Annotated in this window: 14 protein-coding genes; 13 read left to right on the forward strand and 1 reads right to left on the reverse strand. The window is 55.6% G+C overall.

What is annotated here, in order from left to right; all coding sequences use genetic code 11:
* Positions 1 to 24 precede the first annotated feature (24 nt).
* From GSF01_RS20400 to GSF01_RS20445, 10 genes are all read left to right on the forward strand, one after another.
* Entirely contained in the window at positions 25 to 906 is an 882-nt protein-coding gene (locus tag GSF01_RS20400; protein ID WP_407945782.1) for a carbohydrate ABC transporter permease, read from the forward strand.
* Between the two features lie 33 nt (positions 907 to 939).
* On the forward strand, positions 940 to 2,460 hold the full coding sequence (locus GSF01_RS20405; RefSeq protein ID WP_159887149.1) for a sulfatase family protein: 1,521 nt from the start codon (positions 940 to 942) through the stop codon (positions 2,458 to 2,460).
* Between the two features lie 32 nt (positions 2,461 to 2,492).
* Positions 2,493 to 3,185, forward strand: a complete 693-nt coding sequence (locus GSF01_RS20410) for a DUF1961 family protein (RefSeq protein ID WP_159887150.1) — start codon at positions 2,493 to 2,495, stop codon at positions 3,183 to 3,185.
* Between the two features lie 54 nt (positions 3,186 to 3,239).
* Positions 3,240 to 4,040: a polysaccharide deacetylase family protein gene (locus GSF01_RS20415; RefSeq protein WP_159887151.1), complete on the forward strand. Its 801-nt coding sequence runs from the start codon at positions 3,240 to 3,242 to the stop codon at positions 4,038 to 4,040.
* A gap of 230 nt (positions 4,041 to 4,270) precedes the next feature.
* Entirely contained in the window at positions 4,271 to 5,536 is a 1,266-nt protein-coding gene (locus tag GSF01_RS20420; RefSeq protein ID WP_159887152.1) for a hypothetical protein, read from the forward strand.
* Positions 5,537 to 5,601: 65 nt separating this feature from the next.
* Entirely contained in the window at positions 5,602 to 7,887 is a 2,286-nt protein-coding gene (locus GSF01_RS20425; protein WP_159887153.1) for a glycoside hydrolase family 88/105 protein, read from the forward strand.
* A 1,384-nt stretch (positions 7,888 to 9,271) separates the two neighbouring features.
* A complete protein-coding gene (locus tag GSF01_RS20430) occupies positions 9,272 to 10,222 on the forward strand; it encodes an ABC transporter permease (RefSeq protein WP_407945784.1) in 951 nt (316 codons plus the stop codon).
* A gap of 18 nt (positions 10,223 to 10,240) precedes the next feature.
* A complete protein-coding gene (locus GSF01_RS20435) occupies positions 10,241 to 11,125 on the forward strand; it encodes a carbohydrate ABC transporter permease (RefSeq protein WP_159887155.1) in 885 nt (294 codons plus the stop codon).
* Positions 11,126 to 11,404: 279 nt separating this feature from the next.
* Positions 11,405 to 12,997, forward strand: coding sequence for an extracellular solute-binding protein (locus tag GSF01_RS20440; RefSeq protein ID WP_159887156.1), 1,593 nt, complete (start codon positions 11,405 to 11,407; stop codon positions 12,995 to 12,997).
* 208 nt (positions 12,998 to 13,205) lie between these two features.
* The gene (locus GSF01_RS20445; RefSeq protein WP_235941641.1) at positions 13,206 to 15,551 is read left to right on the forward strand and encodes a helix-turn-helix domain-containing protein; all 2,346 of its coding nucleotides are present in this window, start codon (positions 13,206 to 13,208) and stop codon (positions 15,549 to 15,551) included.
* Positions 15,552 to 15,666: 115 nt separating this feature from the next.
* Here GSF01_RS20445 and GSF01_RS20450 read toward each other — a convergent pair whose 3' ends face one another.
* Positions 15,667 to 17,424, reverse strand: coding sequence for a methyl-accepting chemotaxis protein (locus GSF01_RS20450; protein WP_159887157.1), 1,758 nt, complete (start codon positions 17,422 to 17,424; stop codon positions 15,667 to 15,669).
* A gap of 230 nt (positions 17,425 to 17,654) precedes the next feature.
* On the opposite strand from GSF01_RS20450, the gene GSF01_RS20455 reads away from it, so the two are divergent.
* From GSF01_RS20455 to GSF01_RS20465, 3 genes are read left to right on the forward strand one after another with little or no spacing between them, the layout of a single operon-like run.
* Positions 17,655 to 18,383: a (Fe-S)-binding protein gene (locus tag GSF01_RS20455; RefSeq protein ID WP_159887203.1), complete on the forward strand. Its 729-nt coding sequence runs from the start codon at positions 17,655 to 17,657 to the stop codon at positions 18,381 to 18,383.
* Entirely contained in the window at positions 18,380 to 19,900 is a 1,521-nt protein-coding gene (locus GSF01_RS20460; RefSeq protein WP_159887158.1) for a LutB/LldF family L-lactate oxidation iron-sulfur protein, read from the forward strand. Before GSF01_RS20455 ends, GSF01_RS20460 begins: the two co-directional genes overlap by 4 nt.
* The gene (locus GSF01_RS20465; RefSeq protein ID WP_159887159.1) at positions 19,893 to 20,657 is read left to right on the forward strand and encodes a LutC/YkgG family protein; all 765 of its coding nucleotides are present in this window, start codon (positions 19,893 to 19,895) and stop codon (positions 20,655 to 20,657) included. The genes GSF01_RS20460 and GSF01_RS20465 overlap by 8 nt, the downstream gene beginning before the upstream one ends.
* Positions 20,658 to 20,813: the final 156 nt, after the last annotated feature.

Here is a 20,813-nt window from a genome sequence, read left to right on the forward strand (position 1 = left end):
AAAAGAGAAGAAAGGAGCGGCATGATGAAAGTATACAGACATACGGCCCTCAGTGACCGGTTATTTCAAGGATTCAATGTCGCGATGCTCGGGCTGCTGGCCCTCGTCACCTGCTTTCCGTTTTATTATGTGCTGATCGTATCGCTGACGGACCCCGCCGAATTTTTGCAGAAAAAATGGGTGTTGTTCCCGGATCAGTGGAGCGTGGAGTCCTACCGGTATCTGTTGTCGGCCAAGGCGTTCGTACGCTCGGTAGGCAACAGCGCATTTCTGGCGTCGGTCGGCACGGCCTGCTCGCTGGTTGTCACCTCGGCGCTTGCCTACGCACTGTCGCGGAGGAGGATGAGGGGCCGTCGCGTGATTCTGCTGCTCGTGCTGCTGACGATCTTGTTCAGCCCGGGCATTATCCCGGCCTATATGCTGGTCAGACAGCTCGGGCTGATCAACAGCATCTGGTCGCTGATCATTCCGGCGCTGGCGAACGGCTGGAGCGTGCTGCTGATGAAGGCCTTCTTCGACAGTATCCCGGCAGAGCTCGATGAATCGGCCTCGATGGACGGAAGCAACGAGCTGCGCACCTGGATCTCCATTATTTTGCCGCTGTCGCTGCCTGCGCTGGCCGCCTTCGGACTCTTTTATGCGGTGGGGTACTGGAATCAGTTTTTCTCGGCGCTCATTTATTTGAACGACTCCGTCAAATGGCCGATCCAGGTGCTGCTGCAAAACATGCTGATCAGCGCGTCCAATACGGATCTGGAAGCCTTCGACGTGTCGACGCAGCCGCCGCCGTCCGAAATGCTTAAGATGGCGGCCGTCATGGTCGCTACGGTGCCGATTGTGATTGTTTACCCGTTCCTGCAAAAGCATTTTGCCAAAGGCGCGATGGTCGGCTCTGTCAAGGGCTGATCCGAAATCGACAACATGGAGGGACGAATGGTTATGGTACCGACCAAGCCTAATCTCATATTTCTGATGACCGACCAGCAGCGCTGGGATTGTATCGGAAGGTTCAATGAGCATATCAAGACGCCGACGCTGGACCGGCTGGCGGAGGAAGGCATCGTATTCAGCCAGGCGGTATGCCAGGCTCCGATGTGCGTCCCGAGCCGCAGCTCGATGATGTTTGGGTTATATCCTTCCCAGCTCGGCGTGCGGACGAATCACGGCGGCTTGTACGATGAGGACAAGCTGCCGGTCGAGCCGCTCCCCGAGCTGCTCCGCCGGGAGGGCTACCAGACGGCCGGCTTCGGCAAGACGCATTGGAACCACGGCGTGCGCAATGCCAATCCCCCGACCCGAGGGTTCGAGGTGCGTGCGGTCGGACTTGCCCGAGACAGCGGGCATTACGAGGAGAACGCCGTTATGATGGGGGATGACGATCCGGAAGGACTTGCCGCCTATCAGGAAGAAACCAAAGACTACGGCAGCGGGGAAGAGAATGCTAACGGCTATATCGGCTGTACCAGTGAAGTGCCGATGCACCGTCACCGGGATGGCTGGGTAGCGGAGCAATGCAAGCGGTTTATCGAAACGGGCCTGGATGCTTCGCGTCCGCTGTTCCTGTACTTGTCGTTTCTCAAGCCTCACGCCGGCTTCAACGTTCCCCGGGAGTTCGAGGAGCTGTATCGTCTGGAGGATATACCGGATATCGAGCAGCCGCCTTGGGAGCGTGAGGAGGCTACCCATCTGGCCTGGACCGACGACATGCAGGATGCCTCCAGCGGGTATTGGGACAAGCGACGGGTGTGGGAGGCGATGAGCCCGGAGGAGCGGCGAAGGACAACGCTGCGGTACTGGGCGAATTGCTCCTGGCTGGACCATTACTTCGGCCAGGTGCTGGAGGGTCTGCAGGAGAAGGGCGTGCTGGACAACGCGTTGATCGTCTTTGTCTCGGACCACGGCGAGATGCTGGGCGAGCGGCAGTACCGCTTCAGCAAATACTGCCTGTTCGAGAGCAGCGTCCGGGTGCCGCTTATTCTGTCCGGCTCGCGGATCCCGCAGGAGCTCCGGGGAACTGTGGATGAGCGGCCGGCCGAGCTGATCGATCTGGTGCCCACGCTGGTGAAGGCTGCCGGGGCCGAGGTCAATCCTCTGCTGCCAGGGCTAGATCTGCTCGGGGAGCGGAAGCGGATCGGCAGCTTCTGTGAATATCACAGCAAGACGTCCGGAGGCTTGTTCGCCGCTCCCGCGCTGATGTGGCGCAAGCGCGACTGGAAGCTGATCCTGTACTTGCCCGGCACGCTGCAGGACGCAGTTACCCGGATCAACGAGCTGCAAGGAGAGCTCTACCATCTGGCCGACGACCCGGGAGAATGGGTCAATCTATATGGGGAGGCCAAGTGGGCGGCTATCCGGGGGCAAATGACGGCCGAGCTGCTCATGCACCTCGCCTGCTCCTGGACGCGAGGGCCATTCTTCTACGATAATCAAGGTTACAGGGCACTAGGAACGAGCACCTGACTACAACTTAAATGAAGGGGAGGAACTACCGAATGAACGATGCAACTTCTCTTAAGAGTGATGGACTGAAGCTGCTGTACCATAATCCGCTTGCCTCAGCGAAGGATGTGGCAGGCTTTCAGCTGGAGGGCGAGGCGGCGGTAACATTTCCGCTGGGGAGGATGAGACTGGAGAACAAGCTGGACCCGGAGGAGGGACAGCGCTCGAACTTTGTCTACTGGTGCCCCGAAACGTTTCCGGCCGATGTGCTGATCGAATGGGAATTTTGGCCGATCCGCGAGCCGGGGCTGGCGATTTTATTTTTTGCCGCTCAGGGCCAAGGCGGACAGCATGTGCTTGACGCCGGGCTTGCGGCCAGAACCGGCGAATACGAGATGTACCATCATGGGGATATCAATGCGTTCCACGTGTCGTATTTCCGCCGGATGTGGGCCAGCGAGCGGTGCTTTCATACATGCAACCTGCGTAAAAGCTATGGCTTCCACCTGGTCACGCAGGGCGCGGACCCGATACCGGGAACGGACGATGCGGCCGGGCCTTACCGGATGAAGCTGCTGAAGCGCGGAGCTGCCGTCCGTTTTGCCATCAATGAGCTGCCGATCTTCGACTGGACCGATGACGGCACGTCCTTCGGGCCGCTGCTCGGAGGGGGCAGCATCGGCTTCCGCCAGATGGCTCCGCTCGTCGCCGAATACGCGAACCTGAAGGTATATGCCCTTACATGAAGAATCTAGTACATGGCAACACCATCCTAATCTGAAATGGGGCAAGCAAGCGAGATGCGTAGAGTTGTGTTATGTTATCCGGAGGGGAAGCACAAGGCGTTAACGCTCAGCTATGATGACGGACGGACGGCGGACCGGAGGCTCGTCGGCATTATGAACCGGCACGGCATCAAGGGTACGTTTCATATCAATTCGGGGCTGCTGGGGACAAACGACAGGCTGACGAAAGAAGAGTCGCTTGAGCTGTACGCGGGCCATGAGGTGTCCGCACATACGGTGACGCATCCTACGATAGCCCGCTGCTCCAAGGAGCAGCTGGTCTACGAAATTACCGAGGACCGCAAGCAGCTGGAGCAGATCTTCGGCTATACCGTGCGGGGGATGTCCTATCCGAACGGTTCCTTCAACCGGCAGATCAAGGAGATGCTGCCCTTCCTCGGGATCGAATATGCCCGTGTCGTCGAAAGCACCAAGACGTTCGCCATCCCCGACGATTGGCTGGAATGGAAGCCGAGCTGCCACCATAAGCATGACCTGATGGGAATGGCGGAGACGTTCGTCGGGCTGCATAAGCAGCAATATTTGTATCTGATGTATGTGTGGGGCCACAGCTATGAGTTCGATACGGACAATAACTGGGAGGTCATAGAGCAATTCTGCGAGTACGCAGGCGGGCGGGACGATATCTGGTATGCGACGAACATGGAAATTTACGATTATTTCCAGGCGTTCCGTCAACTGAAGTTTTCCGCGTCTCAGGATTTCGTCTGGAATCCCGGAGCAGGCTCCGTCTGGCTGAGCGTGGACGGGCGGATCGTTGAGGCGAAGGGCGGCGTGCAGACCAGCCTGGCGTAAATGAACGCGATAGCCGCAACATAAATCGGACCACTATAGCTTTACCGGGAAGGCGATGGGGATAGACCTGTCGCCTTTTCGTCGCGCTGGCTGCCCGGCCAATAAAGTGGCAGCTGACCAAGAAAGTGCAAGCCGGCAGCCGCCCACCGGCAAGAAAGTATGATTGCCGTCTCCGCGCGGAATGATTTATGATCCGGTTAGGCTGGAAGGAAGAAGGAGGTTCATTAGACATGACAATCCCAACGAACGCCGAACTGCTCGGCAAAGTGGATATTCGAGGGGCGGGTCCCCGCTGCAAGCTGCTGATCGGCGATATAAATGGTGACGGCCGGATGGAGCTGGTACTCGTTCAGCCGGACGACCGTCAGGATGTCCGATATATTCCCCATCATGTGCAATGCGTCACGGCCTATGATCTGGATGGCCGTCTTCTATGGCAGACAGGCAAGCCAAGCGAACAGGCGGGAGGGCCGGGATCGGATTATCCGGCTCAGCTCTATGATCTGGATGGAGACGGCAAGCTGGAGGTTCTATGCGTGATGGATGGGCGTTTTCTTCTGCTGGACGGGGCAACCGGAGGGGTCAAGGCGGAGTACGAGCTGCCCGATCCGCAGGCGCATGACTGCATCATTATCGCGAATCTTTCGGGTGGAGAAAAAGCCAGCGATGTGATCCTGAAGGATCGTTACCGCCGGATGTGGGCGCTGAACCGCAATCTGGAGCTATTGTGGACGCATGAGGGCAATCCGGGGCACTTTCCTTGGGTCTATGATCTGAACGGCGACGGCCGTGATGAGGTGATGGCCGGTTACGACCTGCTGGATCACCAGGGCAAGAAGCTCTGGAGCTGCCTCGAGCTGGAGGATCATGCAGATTGCATCTGGGTCGGCGATGTGAATGGAGACGGAGAGCCGGAGCTGGTCATCGGCGGCAGTGTGACCGTGATGTATGACAAGCAGGGCCGGGAACTATGGCGTTACGACGGATCGATCGAGTCCCAGCATGTGGCGCTCGGCAAGTTCCGCAGCGATCTTCCGGGTCTGCAGATCGCCGGTCTCGACCGGATCGTGAGGGGAGATACGGGCGACAAGCTCAGTACGAGCGGCAAGGATGCCCTGTTTCTGCTGGATGCGGAAGGGCAGGAGGTTTGGAAGGAAGAGCGTACGACCGGGGGCTGGCTTACGATCATCGAGACGCTCAGCGGCTGGGATGACGGCCAGCTAGACTATATCCTCGCTTACCGCCGGGGCGGCGGGGTGTTCCCGACGTTGTATGACGGCCATCTGAATGCCGTGACGGTATTTCCGGTAGACGGCTATGCTGCGCATGCCGACCTGTTCGGAGAAGGGCGGGAGCAGGTGATCATCTACGACCAGGAGACGGCTTATGTATTTGCCAGCCGTCCGCGCGATCTCTCCGCTGCGGTGCCTGGCTCCCCGCTGCGTCAACCGAAGCGGCTGTACAGCTCCACGCTGTATCCGGGAGGAGAAGTTTAAGGAAGCGGATAGACAGGCAGCGCTCATATAAGCACACCATGCCAAATGGAAGGAGAAGAGGGTTCATGCAGCAGCCATACTTTGACGAACAAGACTCCATAGCGCGTAAAAGCGCAGGCCAGACGGAAGCCGTTCTCACCGCCATTGCGAACCGTTATATCGGCTCCCACCCGAAGCAGCCTCCGGTGTACCGGACGCACCGCACGGACGGCTTTCGCCGGGGAGCCGACTACCGCTACGAGATGAACATGGAGGAACGCTTCACGGAGCTGGAGGACGGGCAGTACGTGTACGCCTGGAGCCGACTATGGGTCGACCAGGCCTCGGAGCTGCCGTTCAGCGTAAGCTGCTACGGTCCTCTGCGTGTCCTGTTCAATGGGGAGACCGTATTTCGCTCGAACCTGAATGAGGATGTATTTCCGGACCGCATAGCGTGGTTTCGCGCTCCGCTGCAGCAGGGCTGGAATCATGTGGTTCTGGAATTCGTCAAGACAGGAACCGGCTGCGGCGGCCGCTTCGGCACAGGCTCGGTGAAGGGCGCGCCTCTCCATTACTTGGCTCCGACCCCGGAGAGGGAGGGCCAGGAGGGCTGGGTATACAGCGAGCCGCAGGCAGCGGCCTGGACGGAGTTTCCAAAGCCGGGGGCCGAGGAGACGGCGCACTCGCATAAGTGGCTTCCTGAGAGCGGATGGCCGCAGGTGGAGGCAGGGAAGGGCTGCTTCGCCAGAGTGTTCGGCTGCTCGCCGGAGCAGCAGGGCTTCGCTTGGAGCAGACTGTCAAGCACGAGCATTCGAACTCAGCGTGCGGTGCTCAGCGGGACTCACAGCGGTCCGTTTTCATTATTTTTGAATGGTCAGCTTGTATGGGAGTCGGCTGAAAGCGAAGGGAAATTTCACGTGGAGCTTGATGTTCCTTACGGACAGCATGACCTGACGGTGCTTTCCACGTGTCCAGGGAACGACAGCTGGGGGATCGCATTCGATCAGCTGTCGCAGGATTCGGGGCTTCGCTTGGAGCAGCCTGTCCCGGTGGAGGGGCTCAAGGAGCCATGGCTGTACCTCGGTCCCTTCGAGGCGGGGAGTGCACCTGTTCCCGGGGAGGTAACGAGGGTGGACCGGGTATTTCCAAGTGGCGCGAGCCAGGCTGAGGAGGGAAGCTCCCGGTATTCCGAGGCCGGCAACAGTCATATCGCAGGCGCAGCGTCTGGCCCGGAGATCCCGGTCGAAGACGTCGGAACCCGCGTCTACTGGCGGGCGGATCTGCCGTCCACCTGGATCAGACCTTATCTGGAGAATGGCATGTTCGGCAAATGGAACTATCCCCTGGGCGTTACTTTATATGGCTTGCTGCAGACCGGGCAGGAGCTGGGCATCCGCCACTATGTAGACTATGCCGCCGACCATATCGAGCAGTGCACCCGGCTGGATGCTTATGCGAGATGGGATCAGGCTGCGTACGGCTCCCCCGGAATCAATCATCAGCTTACGCTGATCGACAGCCTTGATGATTGCGGCTCCTTCGGAGCCGTCATGCTGAAGGCTCACAAGGAGCGCAAGCTTTGTGGAGCTGAGGAAGCGGCGGCCAGGATCGCCCGGTATATAAGCCGGGAGCAGGATCGTCTGCCTGACGGGGCTTTATATCGTGTCAGGGGGACGACGGATTTCATGCAGGGAACTATGTGGTGCGACGATTTGTATATGAGCGTCCCCTTCCTCTGCGGCTACTATGAGCTGGTGGGAGACCAGGCATACCTGGACGATGCCGCCCGCCAGTTCCTGCTGTACCGCAGCCGGTTATGGATGCCGGAATCGAGCATCATGCATCATGTGTACGATCTCAAGTTCAACAAGCCGAACGGCATTGCCTGGGGGCGGGGCAACGGCTGGGTGCTCTTCTCGCTGAGCGAGCTGCTGGCGGTCATGCCGGAGGACCATGAGCTGCGCGGAGAGCTGCTTGCCTTCTATCTGGAGTTATGTCAGGGCTATCTTCGCCTGCAAGGGAAAAACGGTCTTTGGCATCAAGTGCTCACCGATCCGGACTCGTACGAGGAAGCTTCCTGCACCTCCATGTTTCTGTATGCCTTCGCGAGAGGCATACGTTTCGGCTGGATCGAGGAGCCGGAGCCATTCGTACATGCGGTGGAGCGAGGCTGGCGGGGACTGGAGGCCCGATGCATCGATAAGCATGGCAATGTGTATGGCGTATGCCGGGGTTCGGGGTATTCCTACTCGAAATACTATTACAAAGACGAGCTGACCTGGCAGCTGAACGATACTCATGGCATTGGCATTGTACTGCTGGCCGGGATCGAGTCAATTAAACTTCGCACTTATCTGCTAAACCGGGAGTGACGCGCTAACCCGGTTAAGGCTGATTCAGACAGGCTGACAACGATGCAAGCGGAAGGGCTCTTTCCTGAGTTGAGGGAAGGGCTCTTTTGCATACGGAGGGCAGTCGACCGGGCGGGGGCTGCAAGCGTACCGTTAGAAGGCTTGACTGGCTCTTGCCTGGTCTAGTAGAACGTATACGAAGTAACGTTCCTTGTCCTTCAATACCTGCATGGGTGTCGGGATCGGCTAACGGACATGGCGTCCTCTTAGAAGCAGATTTGGGCTTGATGAAACATGTAACGGACAAGGCGTACTCTTAGCGGTCTCAATCGCCTGGAAAACCAAGAAATTGTCGCTCTAACGGTCCAATATGAGGCTGTCGATTCATTGTGAGTAACTGAGTTGAAACGTTCTGCTTTCGCTAACGGACCTCAGAGTCTCTATTTGCAGCATTTTCGCGATATTGAAAATCTAACGGACTCAGATGACGCTATTTGGTGCATTTCCGCCCATTCTATGCGGTTTTGACGTAAGTAAGGTCGTCTATGTCCGTTACAATTTGAACAGGCCCCATTTTTGTGAAATAGCGACTGTGGTGTCCGTTACGATCAGCCTTTACTTAACTGCGCTGCCGTCCACAATGAATCGACAGCCTCCAGTATGTCCCTTACATCCGTATCCGTGTCCATCCCAACCGCTAACGGTTTTATACGAAAAATCGAACGTATATTCCTGCCTAAGGTGAAAATGCGCCGTTTTTGTACGAAAAATCGTATAAAGAGGCGCATATAGTTGCTCGAAGCTTGCATTTTATACGAAAAATCGTACATATATCCCCGCCCAAGGTGAAAATGCGCCGTTTTTGTACGAAAAATCGTATAAAGAGGCGCATATAGTTGCTCGAAGCTTGTGTTTTATACGAAAAATCGTACATACTCCCGCCTAAGGTGAAAGTGAGCCATTTTTGTGCAAAAAATCGTATTTAGAAATTGTCCGTTAACCGTAACCTCCAATATTACCTTCAGATCGCTCTACTAGGAAAGGGGAAGAACGGCATGGAATCGATGGGGCCAAGAGTCCTGTCTTCGTTGTCTCTCCACTGTGTATCAAGTCCTGCTGTTATTCGCTACGACGGGTATTTTTCTTATCTTGCGTAATTTGCACTTTCTTAAAATAACCCGCCAGGACAGCGGTTTTCGGCGCTTTGTACCGCTACCAAAAATGTCTGATTGCCGGAAAATCGGAATACAGGCATACTCAAGCTACACCGCTGACGAGGATGCGGAAGCGGAATGGAAAGCGGAATTGAACGGCGGAACGGGAAAGCGAACGGGCCGTCTCCTTAATGAGAAACGAACTCATAACCCGCGAACTAACCATGGAGGTGAGGGAAGGTATGAAAGAAATGACAGCCGGTCAACGAGACGTAAAGCCGAGAGCAAGCCTCCAACGGTCGAACGTGCTGGGGCGACTTAAAAGAGACAGATGGATCTATGTCCTGCTGCTGCCGGGACTGCTTTACTTTTTAGTATTTAAGTATGTCCCGATGTGGGGGGTACTGCTGGCGTTCAAGAACTATCAGCCTTTTACAGGATTTTGGAAAAGCGAATGGGTAGGGCTGGAGCATTTTCGTCTGTTTTTTGGGAACCCCGACTTTTTCATGCTGCTGCGAAACACGTTAATACTGTCCTTCTATAATCTGATTTTCTTCTTTCCTGCACCGATCGTGCTGGCGCTGCTGCTGAACGAGATTCGGCTGGCGGTCTTCAAGCGTACGGTTCAGACGTTGATTTATGTACCGCATTTTATCTCGATGGTCATCGTGGCCAGTATGACGTATGTGTTTCTGACGACCGAGGGCGGTGTCGTTAACGAGTATATTTACCAATATACCGGAACGAAGATCAATTTCCTCGCAAGTCCCGACTGGTTCCGGCCCCTGATCCTCATCCAGACGATCTGGAAGGAATGCGGCTGGGGGACGATCATCTTCCTGGCGGCGCTCGCCGGCGTCGATGTGGAGCAGTATGAGGCCGCTACCGTGGACGGTGCAAGCCGCTGGAGGAAGATGTGGCATATTACGCTGCCTTCTATCCGCAGCACGATCGTGATCCTGCTTATCCTCCGGATGGGGCATGTGCTGGATAACGGCTTCGAGCAAATTTACCTGATGCTCAATCCGTTGAACCGCGAAGTAGCCGAGGTCTTTGACACGTATGTGTATATGATGGGGATTACTCAAGGGGCATTCAGCTACAGTACGGCAGTTGGGCTGTTCAAGGCAGTCATCGGGGTAACCATGGTGCTGGGTACCAACTATTTAGCCAAAAAATTCGGACAATCCGGACTATACTGACGAAGGAGGAGACCAAACGTGGCAAAACAATACCGAACTTTGGGCGGAACGATCTTTGACACCGCGAACTATATTGTGCTGGGCCTGTTCGCGCTGGCCGCTATCCTCCCGTTTATCTTTGTTATCGGCGGGTCGTTCGCCTCCGACGCCGAGTTAACCAAGAGGGCCGTGATTTTGATCCCGGAAACCTTTTCACTGGATGCTTACAAATTCGTGTTCTCGACCGATACCATTACGCGAAGCATTTTTGTCTCGATCTTTGTAACGGTAGTCGGAACGCTGGTTAACCTGTGCTTTACCGTGACGATGGCTTACGCACTCGCCAAACGTTCCTTGATGGGACGCAACCTGGTGTTGAATCTGGTTATTTTCTCGATGCTGTTCGGCGGCGGGATGGTTCCGACTTATCTCGTAATCCGGGAGCTGGGGCTGCTCGATACGTATGGAGCGCTCTTTCTGCCTGGGGCTATCAACGCCTTCAACCTGATTATCGTCAAAAACTTTTTCCAGGAGCTTCCGCCGGAGCTGGAAGAAGCGGCCCGAATCGACGGCTGCTCGGAGCTTGGGTTGCTGTGGAAAATCGTGCTTCCCTTATCCAAGCCGGTGCTGGCGACCTTCACCCTGTTTTACGCCGTCGGCCATTGGAACGACTTTTTCGGAGCCTTGCTCTATATTAACGATCCGACCAAATGGCCGCTTCAAGTTATGCTGAGACAAATTGTTCTGCTGTCCCACGCCGCTGCCGGGGATATGTCTGCGATGGATCCGAATTTCGTTCAGCCGCCGGAGCAATCCGTCAAGATGGCTGTCATCGTGGTAGGGACGCTGCCTATTCTGATGGTGTATCCGTTCCTGCAGAAGCATTTTGCCAAAGGCGTGCTGATCGGTTCGGTCAAGGGCTGATGCTTGATTACCAAGCATAGGCAGTACTGTCGTCCTGCCGCACATGAGTACAGGGCAACCGGTACCCGTGGGGCGGCGGACGGTCTGGCCTCGTAGAAATGGCTTCGAACAGAAGCTTTTCTTAAGAGCCAAGAAGGTTCAGTCCTAAGCGCGAGAAGCGCAAAGGAACCTTCTGCTCGCAAGAAAAGCAACCGTCAAAGACGGTCTGGCCTCGTAGAAATGGCTTCGAACAGAAGCTTTTCTTAAATAGACATAATCCAATAAGGGAGGTTCTATTCAATGAAAGATCAACGTAAACGCAACAAAGGTAAACGCTGGGTATCCATCGTATCCGTAGGTACACTGGCCGCCGTATCGCTGGCTGGCTGTTCGCAAGGCGGGGGGAGTGCGCCCGCAGGAACGTCCGCACCGGCTCCAGCCCCCGCGGGCACCGAGGCAAAGCAGCAGGCTCCGCTCGATCTGACCGTGATGCTGCCGATCTTTAAGACGAATTACCCGAAGGACGGAAGTCCGGTTGCAGCTGAGATTGAAAAGTACACGAATTCCAAGATCCACTTCGAATGGGTGCCTAACGCCTCTTACGTTGACAAATTTAATATCACACTTGCTTCCGGCAAGCTGCCCCACATCATGTATGTGCCCGATGTCAAGTCGCCAAGCTTCATTAATGCGGCGAAATCCGGAGCTTTCTGGGAAATTGGTCCGCACCTCAAGGATTACAAGACCTTAAGCGAAGCTAATCCGGTTATTCTGAATAACTCATCCGTAGACGGGAAAAATTATGGCATATACCGTGGGCGCGATCTCGGACGCAATGGGATCGTGTTCCGCAAGGATTGGCTGGAAGCTGTAGGTATGCAGACTCCAAAAACGATTGATGATTTTTATAATATGTTAAAAGCGTTTAAAGAGAAGGATCCCGACAAGAACGGAAAGGCCGATACCTACGGCATGGTATTGGTAAAATGGACGGGTCAATGGGCCAGCGGCTTCGATACGATCAAGCTGTGGTTCGGCTCGCCTAATAAATGGGGAGTAGTCGACAACAAGCTGGTGCCTGAGCATCAGACTGCCGAGTATGTGGAAGCGTTGAAGTTTATGAAGAAGCTGTATGATGAGAAGCTGATCAACCAGGACTTCGCAGTCATGGATTCCGCCAAATGGTCCGACCCTGTCGTGAACAACCAGGCTGGCGTGATCGTGGATGTTATCGATACGGCTGCACGGGTAGACGACAAGATTCATGCGGCGCTTGCCAAGGAAGGCAAGGATCAGCCGGATGTACACTTCATGGATGTGCTCGGGGGAGTCACGGGACCGAACGGCCTGCGCACCTTGCCGACCTCCGGCTATGCCGGATTGCTCGCCATCCCGAAATCATCGGTGAAGACGGAAGAAGAACTGAAGCGGGTCTTGACCTTCCTGGACAAAATGAACGAGCCTGAGATGCATACGATGGCAGGCTACGGGCTTGAGGGTAAGCATTATACGAAGGTCGGAGAGCACATCGAACGCTCGAAGGATACAGCCTTGCTTGAGTCCGAAGTGGAAGGCTTGAATCAAATGATTCCATTTATTCCAAAGGATCGCGGCTTGACTGTGAAGCAAACCCCGCTGCGTATCAAGCAAACGGAAACCATCAAGGAAAATGAGAAGTCGATCGTAGCCAACCCGGCCGAGCCGTTCATCTCGACAGTTTACTCGCAAAAAGGCGCTCAGCTTGATAATATTATCAATGATGCCCGCATCAAGTTTATTGTCGGTCAAATCGACGAAGCGGCGCTGAAGGCGGCCTTCGAGCTCTGGAAGAAGAGCGGCGGCGACGAATTAGTCAAAGAAATGAACGATCTGTACGCAGCCAGCAAAAAATAACTAGTAAAAAAGGGCCATATCTCCGCGATATGGCCCTTTTTCTGCTTCAAACCAAGATTATTCAAACTGAAACAAAAAAATACAAACAAAAAATCCAGTTATTAACTTGAATCTAGTTAGTCTCGTGGTTTATGGTGTAAGTACCCTTTATGTCGTTAGCAAAAGGCCGACAGGATGAAGGCGTTTACAAGACAAGGTTGGTGGAATCATGATCCAGAGGATGACAAGCAGGTTTAGGCAAGTCATAGACCGCTTTCCCGGCAGCACAAGAAGATTTTATCGCAAAAGTCTCGTCTTGCTCCTGATCGTTTCAGCGATTCCAGGTCTGATCACCGGAGCCGTCGTGTACGGGATAGCCGGGGGGCGCCTGGAGAGCGAATTGCTTCACCTTCATAATGCCCAGATCGAGCAGCGGGCCGGAAATATTGACGAACAGTTAAACAATCTGGAGCTTATGCTTTCCCACTGGGCGTTCGACTCCAAATTCGATTATATGCTGAACGAGCCGGATTTCGTCTACAACTACGAGAAAGCATGGGACATCACCAAAACCTTGCTGGTTATGCAGGGATCCAACACGATGACGAGAAGAGTCGAGCTTTACTTGCAGCGCAGCCCGTCGCTCCTGTTCAATCCCCAGTACAATGTCATGCTGCAGGACGATGTAGAGCAGGTATACGAGGGACTGCTTCGCTCCCCGAAAAGCACCTATTGGACCCAGTCGGCCTTTGAACCGGGCCGTCCTGATGAGAAGGACTTGACGCTCGTGCACCATATACCGGGAGGCGCTCTGAAGCCGTTCGGCGCATTGCTGATTCGTATGGATCAGGAGAAGGTAGCTTCCATGCTAAGCACGATGACCCCGTACAATGAAGGGGAGGCCTTCCTGATGCAGAACAACGGGGAAGTATATGCTTCCTCGGGCAGCCAAGGCGGAGCCTCACCGCTTATTAACAGCCTGAAGGAACAGATTGCATCAAGGAAGGACAAGCAAGGCTCCTTCTTCTTTACCTGGAATCGATCGACCTATGCGGTTACTTACGGGGGCTTTTCGCGGATTGCCGACAACTGGATGTATGTGTCCGCTTCGCCGATTACAAGCATCACGTCTCCCGTCGTGCTGATCTCGAAGGTCATCATCGCGGCGAGCCTCGGAGCCCTGCTGCTGGCGGGACTGCTGGCCTGGCTTGCTTCGCGCAGTATCTATACGCCGATCGACCGGCTGATGCAGATGCTGCTGAGCGGCAAGACGGCCTCTGACGGGCATGACGATGAGCTCACGCTGATCGAGCGGCAGTGGCAGCATCTTCACCGCGAAAGCGGCGAGCTGCAAAGCCGGTTATCGGAGCAGCTGCCCCATGTTAAGGAAAGCTTCCTTCATCAATTGCTGCAGGGCTACCTGTTCGCTTATTCGGAAGAGGACCTGCTGCGGAGAATGGAGAGGTACCGCTGGGAGGTAACGAATCATCGCTTTATTGTTCTTCACATTAGACTCACGGGAATTACCAGTTTAGGGGGGAAATTCAAGGATGGGGATGAAGGTCTGGTGACCTTCGCAGCGGTCAATATGATCGGAGAGATCGCACAGGAGCGGTTCGGGCAGAGCGATACGATCAATTTTCACGACCTGACGGCCGCCGTTCTGCTGACCGTTCCCAAGGAAGGCTTACCTCTGCCGGACATCCGGTCGTTCGGGGAAGAGCTGACTAACACGGTTAACCGTATTCTGAAGATGCGGGTCACCTTGGTGGTCAGCCGCCCGATAGACCGGATCGCGGATGTGCCGCTTGCCTTCGAGGAGACGAAGCGGGCGCTGGGCCAGCGTGACTTTGAGAGTGAGAATCAGTTTATCGATATGGAGGAGTGGCTGCAGCGGGAGAGCGACGAGCTCTCCGAGCCGCAGTATCCGTTTACCCTGGAGCGGGAATTTATTCATGCCCTTAGAACGGGGCGGGAGGCGGATGGCGGCCAACTGCTGGAGGCGATCCTGGAGGTGCTTACCGCCAAGGGAGCCAAGGAGATTGACGTACAGCAGGGGATGCTCCATCTTCTCGGCAGCGTGCAGCATGCGGTGATGAGCTCGGGGATTCAGCCGAACCGATTATACGATTGCGTCAATCTGTACGAGCAGCTCTCGCAGATCCGGGAGCCTGAGCGAATGCTCGCCTGGTTCAGGGAACGGGTAGTTGCCCCGTATCTGGCGGAGCTGACCGGCCGTTCCGATTCCCAGGTCAAGAGGCTTATCGAGCAGGCCATGAGGTATTTGCAGGACCGCTACATGCAGGATATTTCACTTGAGAGCTGCTCGGACCATATCGGTACCAACCCGTTCAACCTGAGCAAGTCATTCAAACAGGTAACAGGCAAAAACTTCATCGACTATCTCACCGAGCTTAGGATGGACAAGGCGAAGGAGCTTCTGCGCGAGACGGAGTTGAAAATCAACGATGTGGCCGAGCATGTCGGTTACCAGCATAGCTACTTCAACCGGATCTTCAAAAAACAGGAGGGCATCACCCCGAGCAAATACCGGGAGATGAGCCGCAACGGGTAAGCAGCCTGGCGTGATACGGTCTTCTGCGGCATGCCAAAGCAAAAGCAAAAGCAAAAGCAAAAGCCAAAAAGCACCGTCCGGCGTCTCTAGCGCCTGACGGTGCTTTGCAGGTTCGCTACAGCTTGAACCGGCGGGCGAGCTGCTGCATGTCCTGAGACATCGATTGGAGGGATTCGGCGGAAGCGCTGATTTCCTCCATCGCGGCGATCTGCTCCTCGGTAGAAGCGGAGATGGTCTGGGCCATGCCGCTGGATCGGGTCGCCATGCGCTCGAGCTCCTGGAGGGAAGCGGCGATCTGCTGCGAGCTGGCCGACATTTGCTCCGCAGCGCCGGAAGATTCCTGGGCCTGCTCGACAATGCTGCGGGCAGCGGCCAGAATATGGGCGAACGTATCGCCTGTAAGGCGGATCGACTGTACGCCTTCCTCGACCTCATGCTCGCTCTTGGCCATGGCCGCCGCCGCCGTTTCGATATCGTGACGGATCGAATCGATCAGCTCCGTTATTTGGGAGGCGGACAGGTTGGAGCGCTCAGCAAGCTTCTTCACCTCGCTGGCGACTACGGCGAATCCGCGGCCGTGCTCACCCGCGCGGGCAGCTTCGATCGAGGCATTGAGCGCCAGCAGATTGGTTTGCGAGGAAATCTCGCTCATGACCTGAACGATCTCTCCGATCTGGTTGGACCGGTTCTCCAGCTTATGCATCATGCCGACCAGTTCGACCACCGTGGCGCTTATCGCATTCATCTGCTCGGTGGAGTAATGGATGAGCCGATGACCTTTCTCCGCTTGCTGACGCGCTGCGATCGAGGTCTCATAGACCGATAAGGAAGTAGCGGCTATGCGCTGGATGCCCAGTGCCATTTCTTCCATAGCTCGGGAGCTTTCGCGGATGCTTTGGGCCTGAGCTTCATTGGTTCCCGCAACGGTCTGCACCGCTTCCGCGATTTGGGTGCTGGCGGAGGTTGTTTCGGTGGTAGCCGCAGATAATTGATACGAAGCGGCGGACAACGAATCCGAGCTCGTCAGCAGTCCCTGGGCCAGCGTCTTCAAGTTGGCATGCATGGTCTGGAAGGAAACGAATAATTCTCCGATTTCGTCCTTGTTGCGGATTTTCAGCTCGTAACTGCTCAGATCACCGGCGGCAAACTGCTTCGCCTGCCGGGCAAGTCCCATGATCGGCCGGGAAATATGCAGAGAAAATAAGGTTAGGATGACGGCTCCTGCTACATAACAGACAGCCAGCGTAAGCAGGATCGTTTTGAGGATGCGAACTTGGCCGCTATTGTAATCCTCGTAATAGGAGCCGGCGCCTATGATCCAGCCCCAGGAAGGACTAAGACCGGCGTATGTAATTTTCGGAGCTTCCTTTGTCGAATCGGGCAGAGGCCAGGAATAGGTGGTGAAGCCGCCTCCTGCTTTTGCTTTGGTAATCATATCCTGAATATAGTAAAAACCGTCGCTTGTCTGTTTGTCTGCGATGTTTTGACCTTCCAGCAAGGGATGAGCGAGCAGATCCCCTTGTTCATTAAGGATAAAGAAGTAGCCGTGCTCGCCGAGGTCAATCGAGGAATTGACCGGACGGAGCCCTTCCTTCTGCGGTCCGAGCAGCAGCTCTTTCACCTGTTCTTGCGCCTGCTGCTCGGTTAATCCGCCTGATTTGGCGGCCTGCTCATAGAAGGAGGTCAATTCGACAGCCATATGGACCGCATTTTTCAGATTTTTTTCGATCAGGAGGTTGTTCTCTTCCGCTGACGTTTGATAGATGATCGAACCGAGTATGGCGATGGGCGCCAGTAAGAGGACGAGGCACGTCAGCACTAGTTTGTTTCGAATCGTCAAGTTCTTCCTGGCATTTGTTTGTTTGCTGCTCAATACAGTCACTCCATTCTGCTGGTCTTGGGTATTTAGGGCCATCCATGTAGGTATTTTTGATTATTATACGTTCGATACATGCTAATGGCGCTGAAAAATAAGAATATTCTGTGAATTTATGTCGAAATTTGAATGATACAAAGTAGTATTCAAATAAAAAACCACAAGGTATAATAAAATCATTAACTTATCTGATAACCTGACAACATCAATTACACGAGAGGTGCATGATGAAAGTCTCCTTATTTATTACTTGCTTGAGCGATGCGATTTTTCCCCGCGTGGGCGAAGCGATGGTTCGCCTCTTGGCACGCTACGGGGTCGAGCTGGAATTTCCTCCGATTCAAACCTGCTGCGGCCAGCCCGCCTACAACAGCGGATACTGGGATGAGGCCAGAACCAGCGCCAGAACGATTGTGGCCGCATTTGAGGACAGCGACTTCGTTATTGCTCCATCCGGGTCCTGTACGTATATGATTCATCACTACTCCGAGCTCTTCAAGGATGATCCGGTTATGCTGGCCAAGGCGGAGCGGCTGCGGGACAAGACGTACGAGTTTACCCAATTTCTCGTCCAAGTACTGGGCGTCACGGATCTTGGGGCCGAGTTCAGGCACAAGGTAACTTATCACCCGTCCTGTCACGGCAGCCGTCTGCTCGGCGTCAAGGACGAGCCGATGGAGCTGCTGAGCAAGGTGCAAGGTCTGGAATTCGTTCCGTTGCCGTTCGCGGAGGATTGCTGCGGCTTCGGCGGAACGTTCGCCGTCAAGATGGCGGATATTTCCGGTGCGATGGTGACCGAGAAGGTTGACCATATCAAGGAGACGGAGGCCGAGGTGCTTGTCGGACTGGATATGGCGTGTCTGATGAACATCGCCGGGAACCTGCGATACCGCAACGAACCGGTCAGGGTGATGCACTTGGCCGAGCTATTATATGAAGGAGTGAAGCAGGCATGAGCGCAGCCCATCAGGCAGGAGCAACCGTCAAGGAACGGGCGGAGCTGGCACTGAATGACGAGTTTTTACGCAAGGCGGTCAAGTTTACGACGGAGCGGCTGCGCAGCGGCAAGCTTAAAGCATCGGCGGAGCATGGCAACTGGGAGGAGTGGCGCGAGCGCGGACGGCAGATTCGTCTGCATACGATCGCCCATCTCGATTATTACCTGAACTTATTTGTGGATAACGCCAGAGCCAACGGGGTTCACGTTCACTTTGCCGATACGGCGGCCGATGCAGTCCGGATCTCCCTGGCTATCGCGGAGCGCAAGTCGGCCAAGTCTGTCGTTAAGTCGAAGTCCATGGTATCCGAGGAACTGCATCTGAACCACGCGCTTGAGGGCATCGGCGTGGAAGCGGTCGAAACGGACCTTGGCGAATATATCATTCAGCTGGCGGGCGAGACCCCGTCGCATATTATCATCCCCGCTATTCATAAAAATCGTTACCAGATTGCCGATCTGCTCTCCAAGGAGGCGGGCGAGACGCTGCAGCCCGAGACGACGGTTCTGGCCGGGTTCGTCCGCAAGAAGCTTCGGGAGAAGTTTCTGGAGGCGGATATCGGGATGACGGGCTGCAACTTTGCGATTGCAGAGACGGGCTCGATGGTGCTGTTCGAGAACGAGGGCAACGCCAGGATGGTCACAACCGTCCCGAAAACGCAGATCACGCTGATGGGGATGGAACGGATCATTCCATCCTGGTCCGATCTGGAGGTTATGGCGACGCTTCTTCCGCGCTCTGCTACCGGACAGAAGCTGACCGTCTACATGTCTGGAATTACCGGTCCGCAGCGGGAGCTTGACGCGGACGGACCGGAGGAAATGCATATTATCATCGTGGATAACGGCCGTTCCCTTCAGCTTGGCGACCCTGAGTTCCAGGAGCTGCTCAACTGTATCCGGTGTGGGGCTTGTCTGAATGCCTGTCCGGTCTACCGTCATATCGGGGGGCATTCCTACGGCGGCACGTACAGCGGTCCGATCGGCGCCGTCCTGACCCCTGCTCTTCAGAAGAACGTTGCGGAGTGGGATGATATCGCCAATGCTTCCAGCTTGTGCGGAGCCTGTTACGAGGCTTGCCCGGTCAAGATCCCGCTTCACGATATGCTGGTATCTTTGCGCAGACGTAAGGTGGAAGCAGGCTATGACAATAAAATGGAGACCATCGGCATGAAGGGCTTTGCCGTGATTACCGGGCAGTCCGGCCGGATGGGCGCGATGCTGAAGCTGGGCAAGCTCGGTCAAAAGCTGGTAGCCCGCGACGGCGGCATCCGTATTAAGCTCGGACCGCTCAAGGGCTGGAACAGCTACCGCGTGACGCCTATGCTGCCCAAGCAGACGTTCCGCGAGAAGTGGGGGACGCTGGAGCAGGAAATCCGCCACGATCTGGGACAGATGGACCCGGCGATCAAAAGCCGCATGGAAGCGATCGTGAAGAATCGCAGCAACGGGAAGGGAGGACATGGCCATGGCTGAGACATCGAGGGGGGCACAAGCAGGTGCCGGAACACAGGACGACCATCAGGAGTGGCTTGCTCAGATGGAGCGGGAGTCCCGCGCCAAGCAGAAAACGTTCATGGACGGCATCGCGTCCAAGCTGAACCGGCCGCGCGTGACGCAGAAGCCGGCACGTCCCGTGAAGGGAGCGCCTGACTTCTGGCAGGCGTTCGAATGGCCGCTGGAGGAGCGCATCGAGCGCTTTACGGAGAACTTCCGCAGCGTGGGAGGCCACGTGGAGCGGCTCGCCGATATGAGCGGGGTACGCGAATTCATCGCGAACAAAGCCCGGGAGATGAGCGCGCGGTATGTGATCCGTCAGAACGAGCCTGAGCTGGAAGCGCTCGGACTGGAGGCGGCGCTGGAGCAGGCGGTCGTGCGCGTGTGGAATACGGATGAGCAAGAGCAGTGGAAGGCACGCGCGGCGGAGTCTGATTTCGGCGTGGTCCTTGCGGATTATGCCGCTGCATATACAGGCTCGATTACGGTGCTATCGTCCAAGGATAAGGGCAGATCGGTCAGCCTGCTGCCGACGGTGCTGTTTGCCATTATTCCGGCGGATCGCTTGAAAACGAGTCTGGGCGAGATTTTGGTCAACTTCGATGAGGCCGGACAGGGCGGGCTTCCCGCAGGCATCCATTTTATATCCGGACCGAGCCGTTCGGCGGATATTGAGAACGATCTGACGATCGGCGTACACGGCCCTGGCGTCGTATATGCGCTGATCGTCGGCTGACAGCCGATTCTGAGGCTATCGATTCATTGTGGACGGCAGCGCAGTTAAGTAAAGGCTGATCGTAACGGACACCACAGTCGCTATTTCACAAAAATGGGGCCTGTTCAAATTGTAACGGACGCAGACGACCTTACTTACGTCAAAACCGCATAGAAT

The sequence above is a fragment of the Paenibacillus puerhi genome (assembly GCF_009846885.1).
Classification (GTDB): domain Bacteria; phylum Bacillota; class Bacilli; order Paenibacillales; family NBRC-103111; genus Paenibacillus_G; species Paenibacillus_G puerhi.

What these genes read in the sequence shown, in the direction of transcription:
- GSF01_RS20410 (WP_159887150.1), top strand. Translation starts at nt 2,493, where the DNA reads ATGAACGATGCAACTTCTCTTAAGAGTGATGGACTGAAGCTGCTGTAC.
- GSF01_RS20405 (WP_159887149.1), top strand. Translation starts at nt 940, where the DNA reads ATGGTACCGACCAAGCCTAATCTCATATTTCTGATGACCGACCAGCAG.
- GSF01_RS20420 (WP_159887152.1), top strand. Translation starts at nt 4,271, where the DNA reads ATGACAATCCCAACGAACGCCGAACTGCTCGGCAAAGTGGATATTCGA.
- GSF01_RS20425 (WP_159887153.1), top strand. Translation starts at nt 5,602, where the DNA reads ATGCAGCAGCCATACTTTGACGAACAAGACTCCATAGCGCGTAAAAGC.
- GSF01_RS20400 (WP_407945782.1), top strand. Translation starts at nt 25, where the DNA reads ATGAAAGTATACAGACATACGGCCCTCAGTGACCGGTTATTTCAAGGA.
- GSF01_RS20430 (WP_407945784.1), top strand. Translation starts at nt 9,272, where the DNA reads ATGACAGCCGGTCAACGAGACGTAAAGCCGAGAGCAAGCCTCCAACGG.
- GSF01_RS20415 (WP_159887151.1), top strand. Translation starts at nt 3,240, where the DNA reads ATGCGTAGAGTTGTGTTATGTTATCCGGAGGGGAAGCACAAGGCGTTA.
- GSF01_RS20445 (WP_235941641.1), top strand. Translation starts at nt 13,206, where the DNA reads ATGATCCAGAGGATGACAAGCAGGTTTAGGCAAGTCATAGACCGCTTT.
- GSF01_RS20440 (WP_159887156.1), top strand. Translation starts at nt 11,405, where the DNA reads ATGAAAGATCAACGTAAACGCAACAAAGGTAAACGCTGGGTATCCATC.
- GSF01_RS20460 (WP_159887158.1), top strand. Translation starts at nt 18,380, where the DNA reads ATGAGCGCAGCCCATCAGGCAGGAGCAACCGTCAAGGAACGGGCGGAG.
- GSF01_RS20455 (WP_159887203.1), top strand. Translation starts at nt 17,655, where the DNA reads ATGAAAGTCTCCTTATTTATTACTTGCTTGAGCGATGCGATTTTTCCC.
- GSF01_RS20465 (WP_159887159.1), top strand. Translation starts at nt 19,893, where the DNA reads ATGGCTGAGACATCGAGGGGGGCACAAGCAGGTGCCGGAACACAGGAC.